The sequence below is a fragment of the Dyadobacter sp. 22481 genome (assembly GCF_052044875.1).
GTDB classification, from domain to species: domain Bacteria; phylum Bacteroidota; class Bacteroidia; order Cytophagales; family Spirosomataceae; genus Dyadobacter; species Dyadobacter endophyticus.
The window spans coordinates 1,445,522-1,466,286 of record NZ_JBQENV010000001.1 but is presented as its reverse complement, the minus strand read 5'-3'; the positions used below and the strand labels follow the sequence as shown (position 1 = coordinate 1,466,286).

Annotated in this window: 15 protein-coding genes; 9 read left to right on the top strand and 6 right to left on the bottom strand. The window is 51.2% G+C overall.

Features of this window, described 5'->3' with window-relative positions:
• Positions 1-185 precede the first annotated feature (185 nt).
• On the top strand, positions 186-575 hold the full coding sequence (locus ACTJJJ_RS05665) for a hypothetical protein (protein ID WP_426294470.1): 390 nt from the start codon (positions 186-188) through the stop codon (positions 573-575).
• Between the two features lie 22 nt (positions 576-597).
• On the opposite strand, the gene ACTJJJ_RS05660 is transcribed toward ACTJJJ_RS05665, so the two are convergent.
• From ACTJJJ_RS05660 to ACTJJJ_RS05650, 3 genes are read right to left on the bottom strand one after another with little or no spacing between them, the layout of a single operon-like run.
• Positions 598-780, bottom strand: a complete 183-nt coding sequence (locus ACTJJJ_RS05660; protein ID WP_426294471.1) for a hypothetical protein — start codon at positions 778-780, stop codon at positions 598-600.
• Positions 781-796: 16 nt separating this feature from the next.
• Positions 797-1,597 (bottom strand): DUF4397 domain-containing protein, encoded by an 801-nt coding sequence (locus ACTJJJ_RS05655; protein WP_426294472.1) that lies wholly within the window; start codon positions 1,595-1,597, stop codon positions 797-799.
• 4 nt (positions 1,598-1,601) lie between these two features.
• The gene (locus tag ACTJJJ_RS05650) at positions 1,602-4,349 is read right to left on the bottom strand and encodes a TonB-dependent receptor (protein ID WP_426294473.1); all 2,748 of its coding nucleotides are present in this window, start codon (positions 4,347-4,349) and stop codon (positions 1,602-1,604) included.
• 696 nt (positions 4,350-5,045) lie between these two features.
• Between ACTJJJ_RS05650 and ACTJJJ_RS05645 the strand changes: the two genes are divergently transcribed.
• The 7 genes from ACTJJJ_RS05645 (at position 5,046) to ACTJJJ_RS05615 (ending at position 14,296) form a co-directional block, all read left to right on the top strand.
• Positions 5,046-6,359 (top strand): peroxiredoxin family protein, encoded by a 1,314-nt coding sequence (locus ACTJJJ_RS05645; RefSeq protein WP_426294474.1) that lies wholly within the window; start codon positions 5,046-5,048, stop codon positions 6,357-6,359.
• A gap of 199 nt (positions 6,360-6,558) precedes the next feature.
• A complete protein-coding gene (locus ACTJJJ_RS05640; RefSeq protein WP_426294475.1) occupies positions 6,559-7,014 on the top strand; it encodes a protein-disulfide reductase DsbD domain-containing protein in 456 nt (151 codons plus the stop codon).
• Between the two features lie 20 nt (positions 7,015-7,034).
• Entirely contained in the window at positions 7,035-7,988 is a 954-nt protein-coding gene (locus tag ACTJJJ_RS05635; RefSeq protein WP_426294476.1) for a cytochrome-c peroxidase, read from the top strand.
• 116 nt (positions 7,989-8,104) lie between these two features.
• Positions 8,105-8,719, top strand: a complete 615-nt coding sequence (locus ACTJJJ_RS05630; protein WP_188929759.1) for a TetR/AcrR family transcriptional regulator — start codon at positions 8,105-8,107, stop codon at positions 8,717-8,719.
• Between the two features lie 50 nt (positions 8,720-8,769).
• Positions 8,770-10,137 (top strand): TolC family protein, encoded by a 1,368-nt coding sequence (locus tag ACTJJJ_RS05625; protein ID WP_426294477.1) that lies wholly within the window; start codon positions 8,770-8,772, stop codon positions 10,135-10,137.
• A 7-nt stretch (positions 10,138-10,144) separates the two neighbouring features.
• Complete coding sequence (locus ACTJJJ_RS05620; RefSeq protein ID WP_426294478.1) at positions 10,145-11,188, top strand: efflux RND transporter periplasmic adaptor subunit; 1,044 nt, start codon at positions 10,145-10,147, stop codon at positions 11,186-11,188.
• Positions 11,189-11,209: 21 nt separating this feature from the next.
• Positions 11,210-14,296, top strand: a complete 3,087-nt coding sequence (locus ACTJJJ_RS05615) for an efflux RND transporter permease subunit (RefSeq protein WP_426294479.1) — start codon at positions 11,210-11,212, stop codon at positions 14,294-14,296.
• 78 nt (positions 14,297-14,374) lie between these two features.
• Here ACTJJJ_RS05615 and ACTJJJ_RS05610 read toward each other — a convergent pair whose 3' ends face one another.
• The 3 genes from ACTJJJ_RS05610 to ACTJJJ_RS05600 all read right to left on the bottom strand — a co-directional run bounded on the left by ACTJJJ_RS05610 (position 14,375) and on the right by ACTJJJ_RS05600 (position 16,977).
• Positions 14,375-14,734, bottom strand: coding sequence for a hypothetical protein (locus ACTJJJ_RS05610; RefSeq protein ID WP_188929779.1), 360 nt, complete (start codon positions 14,732-14,734; stop codon positions 14,375-14,377).
• A gap of 173 nt (positions 14,735-14,907) precedes the next feature.
• Positions 14,908-15,681, bottom strand: coding sequence for a LytR/AlgR family response regulator transcription factor (locus ACTJJJ_RS05605; protein ID WP_188929780.1), 774 nt, complete (start codon positions 15,679-15,681; stop codon positions 14,908-14,910).
• 123 nt (positions 15,682-15,804) lie between these two features.
• Positions 15,805-16,977: a sensor histidine kinase gene (locus ACTJJJ_RS05600; protein ID WP_426294480.1), complete on the bottom strand. Its 1,173-nt coding sequence runs from the start codon at positions 16,975-16,977 to the stop codon at positions 15,805-15,807.
• 644 nt (positions 16,978-17,621) lie between these two features.
• On the opposite strand from ACTJJJ_RS05600, the gene ACTJJJ_RS05595 reads away from it, so the two are divergent.
• Entirely contained in the window at positions 17,622-20,756 is a 3,135-nt protein-coding gene (locus ACTJJJ_RS05595; RefSeq protein WP_426294481.1) for a SusC/RagA family TonB-linked outer membrane protein, read from the top strand.
• Positions 20,757-20,765 lie beyond the last annotated feature (9 nt).

Below are 20,765 nucleotides of genomic sequence, written 5' to 3'. Positions count from 1 at the left end.
CCCTGCGCAAAACCAAATTTTCACGTCATATGCGAAGTTTTGTAACCATAGCTTTGAAGATTGATGATTTTAACCTTACTTTGTCTATAAAATAAGTAGACTAATGATTCAGCATTCAACCACCTGTTGCTGGAATGGAATTTTTGGAGGCGAGGGACGTCAACTCCTGTTAACTGGAAACCGTCATGATATTAGAAAAGACATTTCATCTGAGCGTGGGCCGGGAGGCCAAGATTGTGGTTAGAGGTCAGGTGGCCCGCAACCGCAGCGAAATCATCATCGATTACGAATTTCTCATCCGCGAGAAGCACGACACCGGCTTTCGTGAACCGATCGGGCCTAACCACCCGCAGTACTGGAAGCTCAAAAAATCCACCCCTGAAAGGGCTCAACTGCTTCAACTGGAATACAGCGGCATCTCGCGCAAGCAAATCAAGGAAGCCACCCGCGAGTTCAAACGCGCAGTCGGCCCGGGCTACAATTTCCGTTACCAAAACGAAATCGAAGAACGTACGAAATATCTAAAAGGCATTCGCGTGAGTGCGCTCAGTCGCCGGATGCTTTCTGTGGCGTAGCCCAGGGTAATTGCTGGTTCGTTTAACCTGTCATTTCAACGATTGTCTTCATACCGCCATCGCCGAACGGCATTGTGATGAGTTGTATACTTTTAACAAATCCGATTTCAGGAGAATTGCACAACTTTCGAAATTGAAGGTGGTTGTTTTGGAATAACAAACAAACCACAAAAAGCCGCACCACCATCGGCAGTGCGGCTTTCATCTTGTCCAATCACCATTTACTTTACAGGATGTTCTATTACGCTTGTGCCGAAGGATGGCGCGGCATTGGCAAGGCCTCTTGTGAAGACCGTGTATATTTTGCCGGCTTCCAGTTGGAGGCTTACGGTTCCGACTTTGGTGCTGGTTGCGGCGTCGAGGTAGTCGGCGTTGAATGTTCCGGCGTCGACGGTTTCAAATGGGCCCAGCGACCATGCGCTCAATGCTTCACCCGACAATGCCGAATTGGCGGCACGCCCGTAGGCTACCTGGTTGAAGAGCGTCTTGCCGTTTTGAACGACATTCAATGCGCCGGTTCCCGGCGAAAGGTTGATAAAGCGGAGCTTGGCCTTACCCGATGCCGGGGCTTTCAGATCGTCGTAAAAGAGGATCAGCGAATCGGCCTTGTTATTGGCGGTCCGCGCCGCTACTACCGTGTGGTAGAATGTCGCGATAGGGCCATTGGGACGTCCGGTTGCCGTGAATGTAGCCGAGTTGCCGAACTGGTAAGAAGCCTTGTAGCTCGTATTGCTGCCTTCGGTAAAGTTGATCTGCACGTTCCCGAAAACGGTCGGCACGTATTCCGACGCTTTGTTGATGGCTACGGGTGTGGGCGTTACTTTGTCGGTGAAGGTCCAAAAAAAGAGACCGGCATCGATGGGGCGTGCATTGACAAAGCTGATATACGCACTCAACGGAGGCCGTTCGGCGGCGTCGATGTCGAGGTAACCGGTGTCTTTGCAGCCGGAAGCGAAGAAAATGGCCGCGATAATGCCGAGTAGCCGGAGAGCCGGGCCGGCCAGTTGCTGGAATGTTTTCATGGGATTAAAGTTTTGCGGTAACACGGATGAATGGCTGGATCCCGGCGCTGCCGTTCTGGATGCCGATAACAGATGGGTTATTTAATGCGCTTAATTTGGGGTCGGAATAGTCACCCAGCTCGTTGAAGAGGTTATTAATCCCCAATGTGGCCTGGATGGATTTTGTGAGTGCATACGCCACCGACACGTCTGCTACCCAGATCGGTTTGAGTTTTTGGTAGAAATAGTCCGGTTTGGGGAAAGTCGCATTCAATGCGGAGGCATTGGTAACCGAACCAAAGTATACGGCGCGTGCCAGGTAGGTAAGGCGGTTTTTCTTGAAAATGCCCTGTAATGTGATTTTCTGACCGGGAATCTGCGACGTTACGCGCGCTTTTTCGCCGTCGTTAAAAATAATATAGCGGTAAGCTTCAAGTCCCTTGGGCGTATTCACCTTTCTCACCTCGTTTTTAACAAAATTCGCACCCAAGAGCAGGCTCAGTGTGCCGTTGCGAAAGGGCGTACGGTAGCTCCCGGTAATTTCCAGCCCCTTCGTACGCGTGCTGAACGAGTTATAGAAGAATTTGGCTTGCGTAGTGCCGGTTTGCACGAACAGTGTGCGTACCTCCGCAGGTAAATTGACATCGGTGGCCGAGAAGTTGCCCGTGTTGCCAACGCGGTTGTTGACATCTACGAGGTAAGCATCGGCCGTCAGCTCGAAGCTGCGGAATGGCTGGGATGTAAAACCAACGGCATATCCTTTCGATTTCTCCGGAGTGAGCGTGGGTATGCCCAACGCGCGGGTGGCGGCGCTCTGGTTGGAGGCGGTCACCTGGTCGATCGCGCGGCCCTGCTGGAAGCTGGTGGATGTTTCGGTGTAGTAGTATTGGGCCAGGTCGGGCGCACGGAAGCCGGTGTTATGCGATGCGCGGATGCCCAGCCAGTCGGTAATGCTGTACCGCGTAGCCACTTTGTAGGTAGTTACATTTTGGAGCTGCGAGAAGCTTTCGAGCCGCACAGCGCCGGATAGCAGCCATTTGCTGGTAATATTTGCCTCAATATCCGCATACCCTGCAAGGATCGAACGGTTTACGCTCACCTCGTTTTCGGGGCGGAAGCCGGCGTGGATCTGCGAACCCGGTGAAAGGCCGTTCAGGCCGATACTGCCTTCTTTGGTTTGGTAAACAATGCCCGCTGCCGTAGTGTCGAGGCCGTATATTGCGCGGAGGTCGGCTTTGGAATAGGAAGCTTCTTCACCGGCAATGATCTGGTAGGTTTCCACCCGGTACTGCGCGCCGAACGCGACGTTAATGCCTTTCAGCGCTTTTGGAAAATAGCGACTGATATCGATGCTGCCCGTATTCTGGCTCGCATTGTAGCTGCCCGCGTCGAATGTGGTAGGTGTTTTCAAGCCGAGGCTGGCATTCAGAGAGTTGGTGATCACATTACCGAAATTGTTTTTACCATATACATTGGAAATATCGACGTCCCAGTCGCGGATTTTGCCTTTGATGCCGACAGCGAAGGATTTATCGGTAATGATATTCTCCATCGCCGGGAGGAACCCGTCGGGGTAGAGGAAGGCGTTGTTGCGCTCGGTCCATCCTGGTAGCCGGTATACGGCGGTAAACTGCGAGTTGCGGTGACTAATGCCTCCGAATGCATAGATCTCGGCATTCTGGCGGATAGGAACGGCTGCATTGAAGAACAGCAGCGCGTCTTTGGCCTTATTGGAACCGCCGCCGCGGCGGTCGAAATGGTGGCGGTCGATACCTCGGGAGGCCAGAATGGCCTCGTCTATCTCTTTTGTATAGATAGCATCGTAGTTGCGTGTGTTGGCGCCGCCCCCATAAATCGGGCCGAGGTACAGGCCTGCGTTGTCGTTGCCGGGCAGGATCGAAATGGCTTGTGTCGCAAACTCAGCGGTTGCATTCAAATATCCACCGGTTTTACCCAATGCAAAACCGTAGTTTGCGTTGGTTCGGGTGGTAGTGCCGTCGCCCCGGCGACGGGTGCTGGCAGTGGAGCTTAACGTGAGCTGATCGACGCTCTTGTTGAGCACGATGTTGATCACGCCTGCGATGGCATCGGAGCCGTATTGCGCCGCCGCACCATCGCGAAGGATCTCTACGCGTTCAATGGCGGCCGTTGGTATTGCATTGAGGTCGTAGCCCGTAGCCCCGTTGCCTAATCCGCCCCAGTTGATATTGGAGCTTTTATGCCGGCGTTTGCCGTTTACCAGCACGAGCAATTGGTCAACCCCCAACCCACGTAGCTGCGAAAGGTTCAATGCAGAGCCTGCATCGCCCGCATTGGTACCGTTTACAGAGTGAAAAGAGGGTGAGACATATTGCAAAAGCTGGGTGATGCTGACCTGGGGGGCCGATTCCTGCAAGGGTTTCAAATCAATAATGTCTACCGGGACCGGCGAGTCGATTTTAGTCCGGTTCGCGTTCCGCGAGCCTACCACCTGTACCTCGCCGAGCGTGTGTGTGCTGGCTAGCAGTGTTACATTGTATTCGTTGGAAGTGGTGATGGGCAACTCGTTCGCTTGGAAGCCAATAAAGGAAAACAGGAGCGTTTCGCCCTTCACGAGCGACAGCGTAAAACGGCCATCGGTGTCGGTAATGGTACCCTGGCGGCTGTTTTTAACCGCTACATTCACGCCCGGGAGCGCGGCGCCGTCTTCTGCACGCACGACGCCAGTGAGCGTGCGTTGCTGGGCGAGCAGGGGAGTGGATATTAAAAGTATAAAAAGTAATAAATGTTTCATAAGTATTATTTGGAGTAAGAACTTGAAACCTGTGAAAACCTGATCCGGCGATGGCGGAAATGGCCGGGTAACGGAGAGCCTGCAGTCCCGTCGGTAGCCATTCCGCACACCGTCGGATCAAGTAGTATTATATTTAGTCTAGGGGTTTTGTAGACTATAAATAATTAAAAAAAGCAGTTAGCTCCGCCAGATATCAGCCGGACAACAACGTTGGTGTGTACAAGTGCTTTTCAGCACGTAATGCATTGAATGAATTGATTTTGACATGATTTGTAAATTTATAGTTTCCGAAAAAGACGGCGGCTGGCTTCACCTATAAATCCACATTTACTTTGCAGGTAGTAATTGTAAGACGCCACAAAGGTAATGCGGTGGGATCGGGTTTATCAAAATTTTGAAAATACAAATCGGGCACATTGCCACCAGGTGCGCGGGCCGCATTATATGCACGTGCGTAGGAGTTTGGTGGTATGAAAAACGAGTTTATTCTACTTAGTCTACGAAAATGATAGATAATTAAAATCCGCTTTTTTATATTTGCTGCATGATTAAACGGCCGGTCACAAACCACCACTGACCTGCCGACGATCCGGGCCAATCCTGCAAAATGCCTCGAATCGAAAAAGAGTACTTCCGGCGTAGCCGGCAAGGCTAGATGAGTTTCATTATTTCAAAAACCTAAAAATTTCCAGTTGTATGAAAATCAACAACCAGATGAAAGCCGTGGCATTGGCAGGAGCCACATTGTTGGGCAGTTCAGCATTTGCAAGCGACGGGCCGGGCGCCAAAGCGCCGAAGCAAGGCGTATGGCGGGGCGAGTTCGTGATCAGCGAAACACACATTCCATTCAATTTTGAATACAACGCCAAAGACAAAGAACATCCCATCCTAACCCTGCTGAATGGCTCGCGTCGCGACGATTTCAAGGTGACCAGGCATGGTGCCGACTCGATTTTCGTCAAAATGAACACGTATGATGCCGCATTGGTGGCCAAAGTGGAGACCGACGGCAAGATTACCGGCGAGTACCGCAGCCTTGTACCCGGTTTCCGCGGTAATGCACTCCCGTTCTCGGCAGAATATGGTAAGGATTACCGTTTCGTGGAGAGAGGTAAAGAGCAGCCTACCAGGCATAACCTTTCGGGCAAGTGGGATTTGCAGGTTTTCAGCAAAGCAAAGATGCCTGACAACGTGGCGCTGCTGAAACAGGAAGGCAACAAGCTGACGGGCGTGGTGATGTCGACCGTAGGAGACAGCCGCGAGCTGGAAGGCGTGGTGCAGGGAGATGAATTCGTGTTGTCGCACTTCTCCGGACCGAACCCCCGCGTATATAAGGGTAAGATCAACGAGGACGGCAGCATTACCGGCGTCATCAGCTCGGGTATTTATGATAATACCAAGTTCGAAGGCAGCAAAAACGACAAGGCGGAATTGCCCGACCCTTATAAACTGACCTATTTGAAAGAGGGCTACAAAAAACTCGATTTCACATTGCCTGACCTGGACGGCAAGCAGGTTTCGCTCAGCGACGACAAATACAAGGGCAAAGTGGTGGTGGTGGAGATCATCGGAACCTGGTGCCCGAACTGTACTGACCAAACGTCGTTCCTCGCGCCGTGGTACCGTGCCAATAAAGACCGCGGCGTAGAAGCGATCGCGATCGGTTTCGAGCAGAAAGACGACCTCGAATATGCCAAATACACGCTCGGCACACTGAAAAAGAAATACGGAATTGAATATGACATCCTTTTCGGCGGTATCGCTGATAAAAAGGTCGCTTCCGACAAGCTTCCTGCGCTCAACCGCATGATGGCTTTCCCGACCACGATCCTGATCGACCGTAAAGGCGAAGTCCGCCAGATCCATACCGGCTACACCGGCGAGGTTACCGGCAAGTACTTCGAGGATTATGTAGCGAAGTGGAACAAAGACCTCAACGAGCTCATCGCAGAGCCAGCGCCTGCCGGTGTCAGCTCGGCTTCGGTTGGTACGACGAAAAGCTCGAAGTAAGATACGCCGGGCGTCGCTTTTCACAGCGATCCGACGTTGCCAACGGCACGAAAATGCGAAAAGACAATACTTGGACTTAAACTTGATCGTGAGTTCAACAAACTAGGTACGTGGTGATTTGAAACAACTGCAAGGTGTCGCCGACAAGGTGTAATGTGCTTTGCAGTTGTTTAATATTTTATTTCAAAATGGTATTCCAATGATTTACAGAGTTTTAATATTTGTTCTGTGCTGTTCGGGAAGCGTTATCGGCCAGAACCTTAAAGACATTTCGCATTGGAAAGTGAGCCTTTCGAAAAGCGATGCTAAGCCCGGCGAGCAGGTAGAAGTGGTATTTTCCGCGGATATCGATAAAAACTGGAAGCTCTATTCGTCCGATTTCAAGGGCGACATCGGCCCGCTTCCCACCGAATTTGCATTCAACCCCACCAACGCCTACCAGCTTGTAGGTGAGATACGGGCTGTGAAGCCTCTCAAAGCGGTGGACCCGACCTGGGACAAGGCTTATACTTACTTCACAGACAAGGCCGAGTTCCGGCAGACCATCAAACTGGCGAAGGCCGGCGGCAAGGTTTCAGGAACGATCAAGGGGCTTTTGTGTTCCAATGTAGATGGCCTTTGCGTGCCATTCAAGGAGTCTTTTGAAGTGCATTGATTTTAAATCCGTAGTTTCAAATGGGTATTACAAAATGGCTGGCTGCTGTCCTTTGCGGCGGTTCGCTGGTATTCATATCGTTGCAATCCAACGAGGTATCGGTGGAGTTGACTACAAAGGAAGAACTGGGTGAAAAGCTGTTTTCGGACCCCATCCTCTCGCGCGGACGGGCGATCAGCTGCGCTTCGTGCCATATCCCGCAGTTTGCATTTGCGGACACGGCCGCGTTTAGTATCGGCGATAAGGGGACGCGGCTCACACGCAACTCTCCCGCATTGACCAACCTCACGGGTCGCACCGACTTCTTCTGGGATGGCCGCGCCGCCTCACTCGAAGAGCAGGTGCTCGGGCCGCTTTCCGCCCATGATGAAATGGATTTGCCGATCGACCAGGCTGTTGAGCGGCTCAAAAAGGACGACTTTTATAGCGCTGCATTTCAAAAGATCTTCCAATCAGAAATCAACAACAAAAACCTGGTGAGCGCGATTGCGGCCTTCGAACGCACGCTGGAAACTACGGATACGCCTTACGATCGCTATCTGGACGGAGACGAAAAAGCGATGTCCGAAGCGGCCGTGCGCGGCAGAATGCTGTTCATAGGCAAAGCCAATTGCGCAACCTGCCATTCCGGCGAGGATTTCACTGCCGACCGTTTCAAGAGTATCGGCTTGTTTAATGGTAAGGAATTAAATGACCCTGGCCGCTTCAAAATCACCAAAGACAGCGCTCATATCGGTCTTTTCAAAGTACCTGGCTTGCGAAATGTGGCCGTTACGGCGCCCTATATGCACAACGCATTGTTTAAATCGCTGCGGGAGGTAGTCCAGTATTATAACACGCCCGACAAGTTTGTAAACAACCCGATCAACCGCGACTTATCGCTGGGTAGCGGGTTGAACCTGGCTGAAAACGAGGTAGACGACATAGTGGCCTTCCTCGAAGCCCTTACCGACGACCGTTTCAGGCAAAAATAACTTCCCCACTTTCGGCTCCCGCTCATGGGTAGATTTCCGCCATTCCTACCTTATTTGCTAAACAATTTGCATTTACTAAACAGTGTTTATTATATTCACATCGTAATTACAAAAGCATGGCGATTAAGGAAAGAAAAGAGCGGGAGAAGCAGGAAATGAGAAACCTGATTATCGAATCGGCGACTCAGCTGTTTTTGAAGCAAGGTTACGATAAGACGTCCATTCGTAGCATTGCCGATGATATTGAATATAGTCCGGCTACTATTTATCTGTATTTCAAGGATAAAGATGAAATTTTCTTTGTAATTCATGAAAATGCTTTTGAGATACTTGAAAAACATCTGCGGAAAAACGATGTGATTGCTGATCCGTTCGAAAGACTGGGGGCCTTGGGTAAAACGTACATTGAATTCGGTTTGGAGAACCCGGATTACTATGATCTGATGTTCATCATGCGCGCGCCGATGGAGCAGATCAAGAATGAGGAAAAATGGAAATCCGGTGAATGTGCATTTGGGTACTTGCTGACGACGCTTTCTGCTTGTCTGGAAGAAAACAAGATCAGGCAAGGCGATTTGTACGTGACGGCGATCCAGGTGTGGTCGTTTGTGCACGGATTGGTTTCACTCTACGTCAGAGAAAGGATGTGTATTCTGATGATGCCCGACGATGCTACGCGGGAAATACTGTATAGTTCATTCGATTTATTTTTAGCCAATCTGAAAAAGTAAAAAATTTTGCCATCTACTAAACACTGTTCATAAACTAAACATTACTTAAAATGATTCGATTATTGAAACCCATGCCGCGGCATTGGCAGTACCTTCTTGTGCCTTTACTGAGCCTGTTCGCACCCGCTCAGGCGCAGGATGTGCGCTTGCAAGGCTATATAGATCAGGGTTTGCGCAATAACCAGGGCCTAAAACAGCAGCGCTTTATCCTCGAAAGGAACCTGTTCGCGCTCAAAGAAGCCAGGACATTCTTCTATCCCGAGGTGAATTTCAGCACTTCTTACCTGGACTCACGCGGCGGCCGGAAAATCAGCATTCCGATCGGCGACCTGCTGAACCCGGTTTATAACTCGCTTAACGAGCTGACCAACTCGTCGGCATTCCCGAAAGTGGACAATGTAAGCCAGACCTTCAACCCGAGGAATTATTACGATGCGAAATTCCGCACTTCATTGCCGATTTACAATGCGGAAATTGCCTATAATACCAAGATCCGGAAGGAGCAGATCCATTTGCAGCAGGCGGAGGTCGACGTTTACAGGCGAGAGTTAGTGAAGGAGATCAAGCTCGGGTATTATGCCTGCCAGCAGTCCGACGAGGCGATCCGCATTCTGGAAAGCGCGGTTTCGCTGGCCCGTGAGAACTTGCGTTTCAACCAGGCATTGGTGAAAAACGATAAGGCGATCCGCACGGTGGTGAGCCGCTCGGAGAACGAGCTGATCGGGCTGGAAGCGCGGCTCGTGGATGCACGGAACCAGTCGGTGAATGCGAAGGCTTACTTTAATTTCCTGTTGAATAACCCGTTGGAAACGGCCCTGGAAATCGGCGCGCCGGATGAATCGGAGGTGTTGACGGACACGGCCGCCGAGGGTAGGAGAGAGGAGTTGGCCAAGCTGGAATCGCTCTCGAAGATCAATGCATTGTCGGGCCAGCTGGCGCGGGCAGGTGCATTGCCGAAACTGTCGACATTCATCGACCTCGGTTCGCAGGGTGATTTTGTGAATTTCAACAGGGATACCCGCTATTACCTCTTCGGCGTGACGCTCGACTGGCGCGTTTTTGCCAACAACCGCACGCAATATAAGGTTAAGCAAGCCGAAATGGAGCAGAAAGCAACGGGTGAGCAGATCAGCCAGGTAGAACAGCAGCTTCAACTACAAAACAAAACAGCGGCCAATACTTTTCAATCGGCGGTGCTTACTTACCGGGCTACCAAAAGCCAGACCGCACTATCGCAGCAATATTACCAGGACCAGCAGAAGCTCTACCGTGAAGGCCAGTTGCTATACATCGAGTTGCTCGACGCGCAGAACCGCCTGATCAGCGACCAGCTTCAACAAAGTATTTCCTATTTGAATGTCCAAACCCGCGCCGCAGAGCTGGAACGGGCCCGGGCGAGCTACTTATTCTCAAACTAAAAATGATATGAAAGCTACAACACATCCCATCATATACGCTTATGTGCTCGCGGCCGCGCTCCTGACTGCCGCATGCAAGGAAGAAAAGAAGCCGGAACAGACCGACGAGACGATTCCCGTAAAAATCATCAGTTCCGCTGCATTGAACCAGGCCCAGGCTGTGGAGACATCCGGCTTGCTAGGCTCTGAGAACGAAGCCCGTTTGTCGTTTAAGATTGGCGGCATTATTAAGGATATTCTGGTCAAGGAAGGCGATAAGGTGCGAAAAGGCCAGCTTCTGGCAACGCTTAATACCACGGAAATAGCCGCGCAGATGGGCCAGGCGGAAGAGAATCTTCTGAAAGCCCAACGCGATGCGCGCCGGGTACAGAACCTCTACCGCGACAGCGTGGCGACCAAAGAACAGTTGGAAAACACCCAAACCGCATTGGTACTCGCTGAAAAGCAAGTGGATATCGTTCAATTCAATTTGTCCCAAACTAAAATCTTCTCAACCGCTGATGGCGTGGTCGTCCAAAAACTGCAGAATGCCGGCGAGCAGGTACAAGGCGGCACAGCCATCTTGCACATCAGCAGCACCAGCAGCAGCGACTGGGTCGTGAAATGCGGCCTTACCGACAAGGACTGGACGCGGCTGAAAGGCGGTGAGAAGGCAGAAATCAATTTCGACGCTTATCCGCAGACATTTACCGGTAATGTGAAAACGCTGGCGCAAGTGAGCGACCCGGTTTCGGGACTGTACCAGGCCGAAATCACACTCGATAAACCGGTTACCAAGCTCGCCAGCGGCCTTTTTGCCAAAGTGCAGATTTATCCGAAAGAAAAGACCAGCATGGTTTCCATTCCCGTCGACGCATTGATCGAAGGCGAGAACGACAGCGCATTTGTATTCGTGGCGGAGGGTAATCATGCGCAGAAGAAATCCGTGAAGATCGCATTCCTCGAAGGCGACAAGGCATTTATCCTCGCGGGTATCGGCGCAGGTGCGCGGGTGATCCGCGAAGGCTCGGCTTACCTGGCCGAAGGATCGGTGATTAAAGTAGTTCAGTAACCTGTTTCAACCGCAAAGACCATGAAATTACCTGAATTTGCAGTCAAGAATTACCAGTTTACGCTGGTGGTATTCCTGGGTGTGCTGGCGCTGGGGCTGTACTCGCTCTTCACCATGCCCCGAAGCGAGGACCCCGACATTCACCCGCCGCAATTTACCGTCGTGGTGGTGTACCCGGGTGCCAACCCGAAAGATATGGAGCAACTCGTGGTGGATCCGATGGAAAAGAAAATCAACGAGCTCGACGATATGAAGCACATTATCACCGACATCCGCGACGGGCTCGCGGTAATGCAGGTGATTTACAAATACAGCTCCAATCCGGACGATAAATACCAGGAAATAGTGCGCGAGATCAACGCATTGCGCTCGCAGCTCCCGGCCGACATTGCCGACATCCGTATCAACAAACAGATACCATCCGACGTAAGCATTTACCAATATGCCCTTATCAGTGAGAATGCGAGTTATGCGCAGTTGAAGAAGTATTCGAAGGAATTCAAAGAGCAGCTGGAAAAGGTTAAAACGCTGAAAAAGGTAGAGTATTCGGGCATTCCCGAGCCGCAGGTGAAAGTGAGCCTCAATTTGCAGAAGATCGCGCAGCAAAAACTCACCCAGGACCAGATCGTGGGCGCATTGCAGAGCGAGGGCGTGAATATCCCGGGGGGGAGCATTAGTATGGCTACCAAAAAGCTGAATATCAAAACCAGCGGCAGCTACCGCACGCTCGACGAAGTGGCCAACACAGTGGTTTCCCGCTCGAATGGGAAAATTGTGTACCTGAAAGATGTTGCCGACGTGAAGATGGGCTACGAGGACGAGACGCATATTACCCGGCTGAACGGCTTTCGGTGCAGCTTTGTGAATGTGAGCCAGAAGGAAGGCGAGAACATTATCTCCGTGCGCGATCAGGTTGAACCGGTGGTAGCGGAGTTTCAGAAAACATTGCCTTCGAATATCGAGATGATCAAGGTCTTCGATCAGGCCAGTAGCGTTGATACCCGCTTGTCGCACTTCGCCCGCGACTTTGGCATTGCCATATTGCTGGTACTGCTCACATTGCTGCCGCTGGGCACACGGGCCTCGCTGGTGGTGATGATCTCGATCCCGCTTTCGCTGGCGATAGGCCTCACGATCATGAACTTGCTGGGGTATAATATCAACCAGCTCAGCATTGTGGGGATGATCGTCGCGCTGGGTATCCTGGTCGACGACAGCATTGTGGTCGTCGAGAACATCGAAAGGTATTTGCGCATGGGCTACGGCAAGGTACAGGCGGCCATTCAGGCGTCGTCGCAGATTGGCCTCGCCGTGGTGGGTTGTACGATCTTGCTGATCTTCGCATTCCTTCCGCTTGTGTTCCTACCCGAAGGGGCGGGTGACTTTATCCGCAGCCTACCGATGTCGGTGATCACGACGGTGTTCGCTTCGATGCTCGTATCGCTTACCGTGGTGCCGTTCCTGTCGAGCGTGATCCTGAAACCGCATGCTTCGGAAGACGGCAACTGGTTGTTGAGAGGTATGAAAAAGGGCATTCATAAAACCTATGGAAGCGTGCTCGACCGTGCATTGCATTGGCCTAAAACCACATTGCTGATTGCCGGTTTGATATTTGTCGGGTCGCTGGCATTGGTACCGCTCATTGGCAACAGCCTTTTTCCTAAATCGGAGAAACCGATGTTCCTGGTCGATATTGAAACGCCCCAGGGTACCAATCTTAAAAAGACGAACGAAGTAGCGCGTTATGTGGAGGGCATCCTCAAACAAGAGCCGCTTATTACATCCTTCTCGACCAATGTAGGCAAGGGTAACCCGCGGGTTTATTATAATGTAGTTCAAAGAAACGAGAGCGAGAACTTTGCGGAGATTTTCGTGCAGGTGGAAGGCCTTGAAACCGAAGAGAAGGTAGCGGTGATCGAAAAGCTGCGCAAAAAGCTGGAACGCTATCCCGGGGCGGAAATTAAGGTAAAAGACTTTGAACAAGGGCCGTTGATCGAAGCGCCGCTGGCTTACCGGATTTATGGTGAAGACCTGGAAGACTTGCGCAAAACCGCATTCCGCGTCGCCGATTTGCTCACCAAAACCGAAGGGACCATTTACGTCAACAACCCGTTGCTTGTGCAACCGACCGACTTACGCATCAACATCAATAAACAGAAAGCCGGAACGCTTGGCATTTCCTCGGCCGACATCGATCGTACGGTGCGGCTGGGGGCTGCCGGGCTGAACGTGGCCACTTTCCGCGAGGATGTGGGCAAGGCTGATAGTTACAATATCAATGTATCGGTGCCGCGTAATGCTGCCATTCAGGATTATAGCGTATTTGATAAATTGTATGTCACAGCTGCATCGGGCGCGAGCATTCCCTTGAAAAACATCGCTACCATCGAAATGGAAAGCTCGCCGAACCAGATCCGCCATTACGATAAGGACCGTTATGTGACCGTCTCGGCATTTGCGAAACCGGGTTATAACGTCCAGAAAATGAACGACGAGATTACCGTGAAGCTCAACCAGTTCAAATTTGAGAAAGGCCAGCATTTTAAGGTAGCCGGAGAAAAGGAGAGCCAGGAGGAAAGTTTCGGCGGACTGGGATTGATCATACTCATCACCGTCTTCGGGTTCCTGGGTGTATTGATATTGGAATTCAAAACCTTCAAAAGCATACTGATCGTACTCTCGGTGATCCCGCTGGGCATCGTGGGCGGCCTCGCAATGCTTTTCCTGACGGGCGAAACACTTTCTTTTACAGCCACTATCGGTTTCATCGCATTGGTTGGGATTGAAGTGAAAAACTCGCTGCTGGTGGTCGATTTTACCAACCAGCTCCGCGAGCAGGGCAAGGGCATCGAGGAAGCGATCATCGAAGCTGGCGAAATCCGTTTCGTACCGATATTGCTCACTTCCATGACCGCGATCGGCGGCTTACTGCCACTCGTGATCGAATATAGCGCATTGTATTCGCCGCTGGCTCTGGTGCTCATCGGTGGGCTGATCAGTTCAACATTGCTTTCGCGCCTGGTAACGCCGGTCATGTACAAGCTGTTGCCGCCGAAAGTAGAGCAGCAGAAAGCAGTGGAAGAAGCGGAGTTGGAAGCAGCCTATTGATAATCGGCAGGTTTGAATGTAAAAGGAAAAAGGGTTGCCGGTAAGAATGCCGGCAACCCTTTTTTACGAATCATTTCCTTACAGATTCACCACAACGCGTTTGCCGCCGTTTTGTTTGGTAACCTTATTGAGCGCTTGCCCGATTCCTTTGGTGAAACCCTCGCCGATTTCAGCATAAGCAAGGTCGGTATTTTCCACGATCAGCTTGTGGGCCAATTCATCGTAGCTCCACTTCATACCGGCCATTTTGGTATCTGTTGCGGGAGTTTCCGCAAGTTTGGCGACGGCATTGGGTTTGCCGGTCTGGCCGGCGCCCAGTTTCCAGAGAATAAGGGCGGCCACGACGGCCGCGATGAAAATGGTTTGCAGCTGTCCCTTGGGATTGTGGAGCAGCGCGGATACCGCTGAGGTTACGATGGTGGTAGATTTAAAGAGCATGGCTAATGGGAGTTAAGTACAATAGATGTTTGGTATGAATTGTCCGCATGGGCGGAAGCTATACCGTCTGACAAATTTGTCGCCTTAATCGTTGAAATCTGTACAAAAAATGTCTGATCTGGCTCTTTTATTATTTAAAGCGTGCATTTCAAATCGTGAACCGTATTGGCAGGTTAGCCCATTCTGGTGATGAAGGCCTTGATATTGTCGCGATAGCCTCGTGTCCATTTCACTTTTTCGCCGGTGGATAAATGAATGATATACTCCCCGTTGAAATAGGTTTCAAGTTCGGAGATGAAATTCATGTTCACGATGTTCGAACGGCCTACACGGATCATCACCGACGGGTCGAGGCGGTTTTCGAGGCTGCCGAGGCTTTCGTACACAGTGTAAACTTTCTTTTGTGAAGTATAAACCGATATATAGTTGCCATCCGCCGAAAAGTGTGTGATATCGTCGGTTTTGATCAGGTACATTTTCCCGGCTTCCTTTACCAGCAGCCGCTGCAAATAATGCTCTTCCTTTTCTTTCTGATCACGGAACAGACTGTTCACCAACTCCTCTATCCGCGGCTGCGATTTCTGGCTGAGCCGCTCTTTAAGCCGGCCAAGCGACTGATGGAAACGGATCTCATCAAACGGTTTCAGCAGATAGTCGATCGCATTGACCTCGAATGCGCGCAACGCATATTGATCGAAGGCGGTGGTGAAGACGACGAACGGCTGGTGGTGCGGCCATACTTCGCGCAACACCTCGAAACCGTCGAGCTCGGGCATCTGGATATCCAGGAAAATGACGTCGGGCCGGTGCTGCAATATTTTAACCACCGCCTCGGAGCCATTGGCAGCCTCGTCGGTGATTTCAATAGCATGGTCATGCTGTACAAATGTCCTGATAACGTCCCTGGCCAGCACTTCATCGTCGATGATCAGGCAGCGGTATTTCATAATTTTTCAGGTTTTTGGGGTGGGGTGAGGGCCGACGGCTGACCATAGGCCATGATGATGATAGTCGCGGCTAGTACCTAATGTGGTTAGTTCAATCGAAAATCCATTGTCTATGGTCCGCCGTCAACCATCGTCCATAGCCGGCTGGCGGCCGTCGATGGTCGGCCGTCGGCGGTCAAAATACATCGTCACCGAAGTGCCGCCGTCGGCGGGCTGTTCAAATTCCAATCGGCCGTCGGCGCCGTACGCTTGTTGCAGCCTCAGCAATGTGTTTTGCAGGCCGAGGCCCATTCCTTTGGATGGTTTCCGTGGTGTGGCGCCAATGCCGTTGTCGTACACCGTCACATGCATGCCCGTAGCACTCACGTTGCTGGTAATGCGGATCAGGGCGTTGGTGGTGATATCGGAAATGCCGTGGGTAATGGAGTTTTCGACGATCGGTTGAAGGATCAGCTGGGGCACCGGGTAGAGTTCGGAAGCCGGATCGATATGATATTCGACTGTCAGGCGGTCCTGGAAGCGGATCTGCTGAATGTCGAGATATTGGCGGGTCAGTTTGAGCTCCTCCTGCAAAGGGATGAAATCGGCCGACTGGTTCACGAGCACTGCCCGCAGCAGGTCGCTCAATGTTGTAATCATCAATGTGGCTTTCCGAATGTCGTTTTTCACCATCAGGCTGATCACGCTATGCAGGGTATTGAAGAGAAAATGCGGATTGAGCTGCATTTTGAGCGATTGCAGCTGGGCGTTAGCCAACTGTCCGCGGAGCTGTTCATTATGCAGTTCGGTTTCGAAATTCTGTTGTTTGAGCTGCTGGTAACGGTAAATGTAAGATACTTTGTTGAAACCGACTACCAGCAGCAAATACTGACCAAAACTCGCAGTGTAGGCTATAAAGAACGAAAACAGATAGTTTTCCAGCGGCACGTATTTCCCCACCGCGCGGTACATCAGCGGGTTGGTAACGTAATAATGCAGGACATTAATAAAGATGTTCAGGAACGTTACGATGAACAGGTGAACGAGGAGCGGTTTGAGAATAGAAGAACTCTCCCGCACCTTGAACGCGATGGGTACTTTGATGGACGCGTACAAAATGAGCGGGGTGGTGGACCACCAGAACAGCCCGTCGAGCAGCCAGACAAACATCTCGTGGGGCCGCATGACCACTCCCTCCCTTAAAAGCCACAGCACCATAAGCTGACCGAATGTTATTACCGCGAAAATGCTCCAATAGCAGAAGGAGTACCACCAGAACTGCCCGACCGAAAGCGGCAGCCTGGAATGATCCAACATACGTTTTAAAAATGTCATGACAGGATGGATGATCTGAAACCATAAGGATGGTTTCGGGACAAATCTAATGTTTCGACGGCGGGGAAGTAACCTGCATTTACGCAAAGCGAGGGAATCATTATTCGGAATCCCTTTTCAGCCATGCAATGCGTTTAAGACCGCTGCAAATGATTATGTGTTTATTTTTAGAAAAAATGTAAAAATAATTGCCTTTAAATTTTGTTGTTTAATCGATTAAATCTACATTTGGTCACAACAATTCCCAATTTCATATTCCACTTGCCAACCCGATACTTTCATGGCAAGCTCTTTGAATTCCCGATACCATCACAGAAACCTGACTAAGACATTGTTATCCGAGATTTTGGTGCGAAAAACGGCTTAATCGTTTAAACAAAAAATTGATATCAATACATAGCCTGTTGCCGGCGCGACGAATGCATCGGTCACTACCCACCGCGTACGGTTGGTAGCGGAACAGTCTCTTTTTGATTGCGTATATACAGTATCGTTCGGTGAAAATCGCCGGGCGCAGCTTAACTATTGTCTTCCTATTCCTGGCCCTCGTGTCCGTAAGCGATTGCGGTTTTCGTGTATGTTTTGCATAACCCTATTCACCCTGAATTTTGACCCAATTAGATGTGATGAAGAAATGTTTTACGATCATCGCGCTGCTCGTTACGCTATGCGGCGGCGTGGTTTTTGCCCAGAGCAGCCGCATCACCGGTATCGTTACCGGCGACAACAAGGAAGCGTTGCCGGGCGTCAATATCCTGATCAGCGGCTCTTCGCAAGGTACCGTTAGCAACTCGGAAGGTAAGTATACCCTGGAAGCGCCAGCCAATGCGACCCTCGTTTTCTCTTTTATAGGTTATGTAAGTCAGACCATCGCAGTGGGTGCGCGCTCGTCCATAGACGTGCAGCTGACGCAGGAATCGAGGAATCTCGACGAGTTTGTTGTAACAGCGCTGGGGATCAAACGCGAGGCTAAAACGCTCGGCTATGCCACGGCGACGGTCAATGCGGATCAGATTTCTACCAACCGTACACCCAACGTTATCAGCTCGTTACAGGGTAAAATGGCGGGCGTGAATATCTCTTCATTATCTACTGGGCCGGGTGGAACAGCGAAAATCCGCATCCGCGGGCAGTCGTCGTTCAGCGGGCAGAACAACCCGCTCATCGTAGTGAACGGGGTACCGATAGATAATTCCAATTTCGCCGGCGGAGGCGATTATGGTCAGCGTGCAGCGAACAATTCCGATGGCGGCGATGGTTTGTCGAGTATTAATCCGGACGATATCGAGTCGATGACCGTGCTCAAAGGCGCCACTGCCGCAGCGCTTTACGGCTCGCGCGCCAAAGACGGCGTGGTGATGATCACGACTAAAACCCGGGGGGCCGGCAAGGGCATCGGGCTGGATTATAATATCAACTTCACTACCGATACACCGCTCGATTTTACTGATTTTCAATATGAATATGGCCAGGGCGAAGGCGGCAAGCGGCCTACGAGTGCCAACCCGACCTCGGGCGTGTGGAGCTTTGGGGAAAAGTTCGAGCCCGGTATGACGCAAACCCTTTTTGACAATGAAACATGGCCTTACGAGCCTGTACGCGGGCGTGTGAAGCAGTTTTACCGCACCGGCACGAACATGACCAACACCATAACCGTTTCCAACAACGGCCCCAACGGAGGTTTCAGTCTGTCGCTGGCCAATAGCGACAACCGGGGTATTGTCGAAAACAACAAGTTCAACCGAAAGGTGGTGAACCTGGGTTTTACACAGAATATTTCCAAACGGCTTACCGCTTTTGGTAATATCAATTATTCCAAAGAAAAGAACACGAATCCGCCCCAGATCGACGCCCAGGACTTCGCAACTTCGACAGTGATCTTTACGCTTGCCAACTCGATGCCTTTTGACGCCCTGAAACAAAACCAGACGCATCCGAACGGCGACGAGTTCGTCTTTTCAAGGTTTCTGGTGAGAAATAACCCGTATTACTCGCTCAGCCACCATTTCGAGAACATTTCCCGCGATCGCCTTTTTGGCAATGTGGCATTAAAATACCAGTTTACAGACTGGCTCTACCTGCAACTTCGCGCAGCGCAGGACTTTTACGTCCGTAACCAGGATTACAATATTCCAAACGGCTACGCACCGATCGCCAAAGCACCGGTTGGGTATGTAAACGGCTCATTCACACAAGATGTGCGCCGCAATACCGAGCGCAACCTCGATTTTATCCTGGGGGGCAACCGCAACTTCGGCAATATAGGGCTGGACGTAACGCTGGGCGGTAACCAGCGCTACGCGCGGATGGATTACAATAGCGTCACCGTCCAGGATTTCATCCAGCCCAACCTTTACACGGTCATGAACGGTCGCGTGAAAAACCCGTTGTATGCGCTTTCGGAGAAGAAGATTAATTCGCTTTACGGGGCGGCCACCATTTCCTGGAAGGAGTTCATTTACTTGAACGTAACGGCCCGTAACGATTGGTTCTCAACGTTGGCACCCCAAAACCGTAGCATACTTTACCCGTCGATAACGGGTAGTTTCATCTTCTCGCAAGCCTTCCCGAACCTGCCGGCGTGGATCACCTTCGGCAAGTTGCGCGCGGCGTACGCGCAGGTGGGCTCCGACAATGTGAACCCCTATTCGAATGCATTGTATTACGCGGTGGACAACAACTCGTTCCCGAACCCGTCGGGCCAGCTGGTGCCGGTGGGCGGTATCAATGCGTCCATTGTTCCAAATAAAAACCTGCGCCCGTTGCGCATTAAGGAAGCGGAAGCAGGCCTTGAAATGAAGTTGTTCAACAATCTGCTTGGGTTTGATTTAACATACTACCACAAAACGACTGACGATCAGATTCTTGCGGCGCAGATTTCCGATGCATCCTCTTACACCGCTCAGCTGATCAATGTCGGCCGGAGCATGAATAAGGGTATCGAGCTTTTGCTGACCGGTTCGCCCGTGAAGACCAAAGATTTTACCTGGGATGTCAGTTTCAATGTGTCCTATAACACCTCCAAAGTTTTAAAACTAGGCCTGGCAGAGAAAGATACGGTAATTACGGTCGGCGGCGGGGGAGGCCGGACGCTCAATATGGTGGTAGGCAAGCCGTTGGGTCAGCTTTACACGTTCACCTACCTGCGCGACGCACAAGGTCGACAGGTGTTCGATAAAAATAGTGGTATGCCATTGAGAAACAATACCTTAATGAATGTCGGCAACGCATTGCCCCGCTACTTTGGCGGTATCACCAATACATTTACCTACAAAGGAATTATGCTCTCGGCGCTGGTGGATTTCAAACTAGGCCACAAAATGATCGCCGGGCGGAATATCAACTACATGCGGCATGGCTTGTCGAAACGGACCTTACCCGGCCGGGCCGAGGGGTTTGTGATCGGAAATGGGGTGAACGCGGATGGCGAGGTAAACCAGACGAAAGCGGCGGTGCAGCCATTTTATGAGTCGATTAACCCTCTGGGAATCAATGAGGATTTTGTTCAGAATGCCGGTTTCTGGAAGCTGCGCCAGCTCACGCTGGGGTACGACCTGGGCAAACTGCTGCCTGAGAAGTCGTTCGTGAAAGGGTTGCGCCTGAGCGCGGTGGCGAACAACGTGCTTGTGATCAAGAAGTGGACGGAGAATATGGACCCGGAAGAGGTGCTCAACTCGTCGGATAACGCCACCGGCCTTGATTTCTGGCCCGGTCTGCCGCCGACCCGCAGCATTGGTTTCAATCTCAATGTTAAATTCTAAACGTCGATC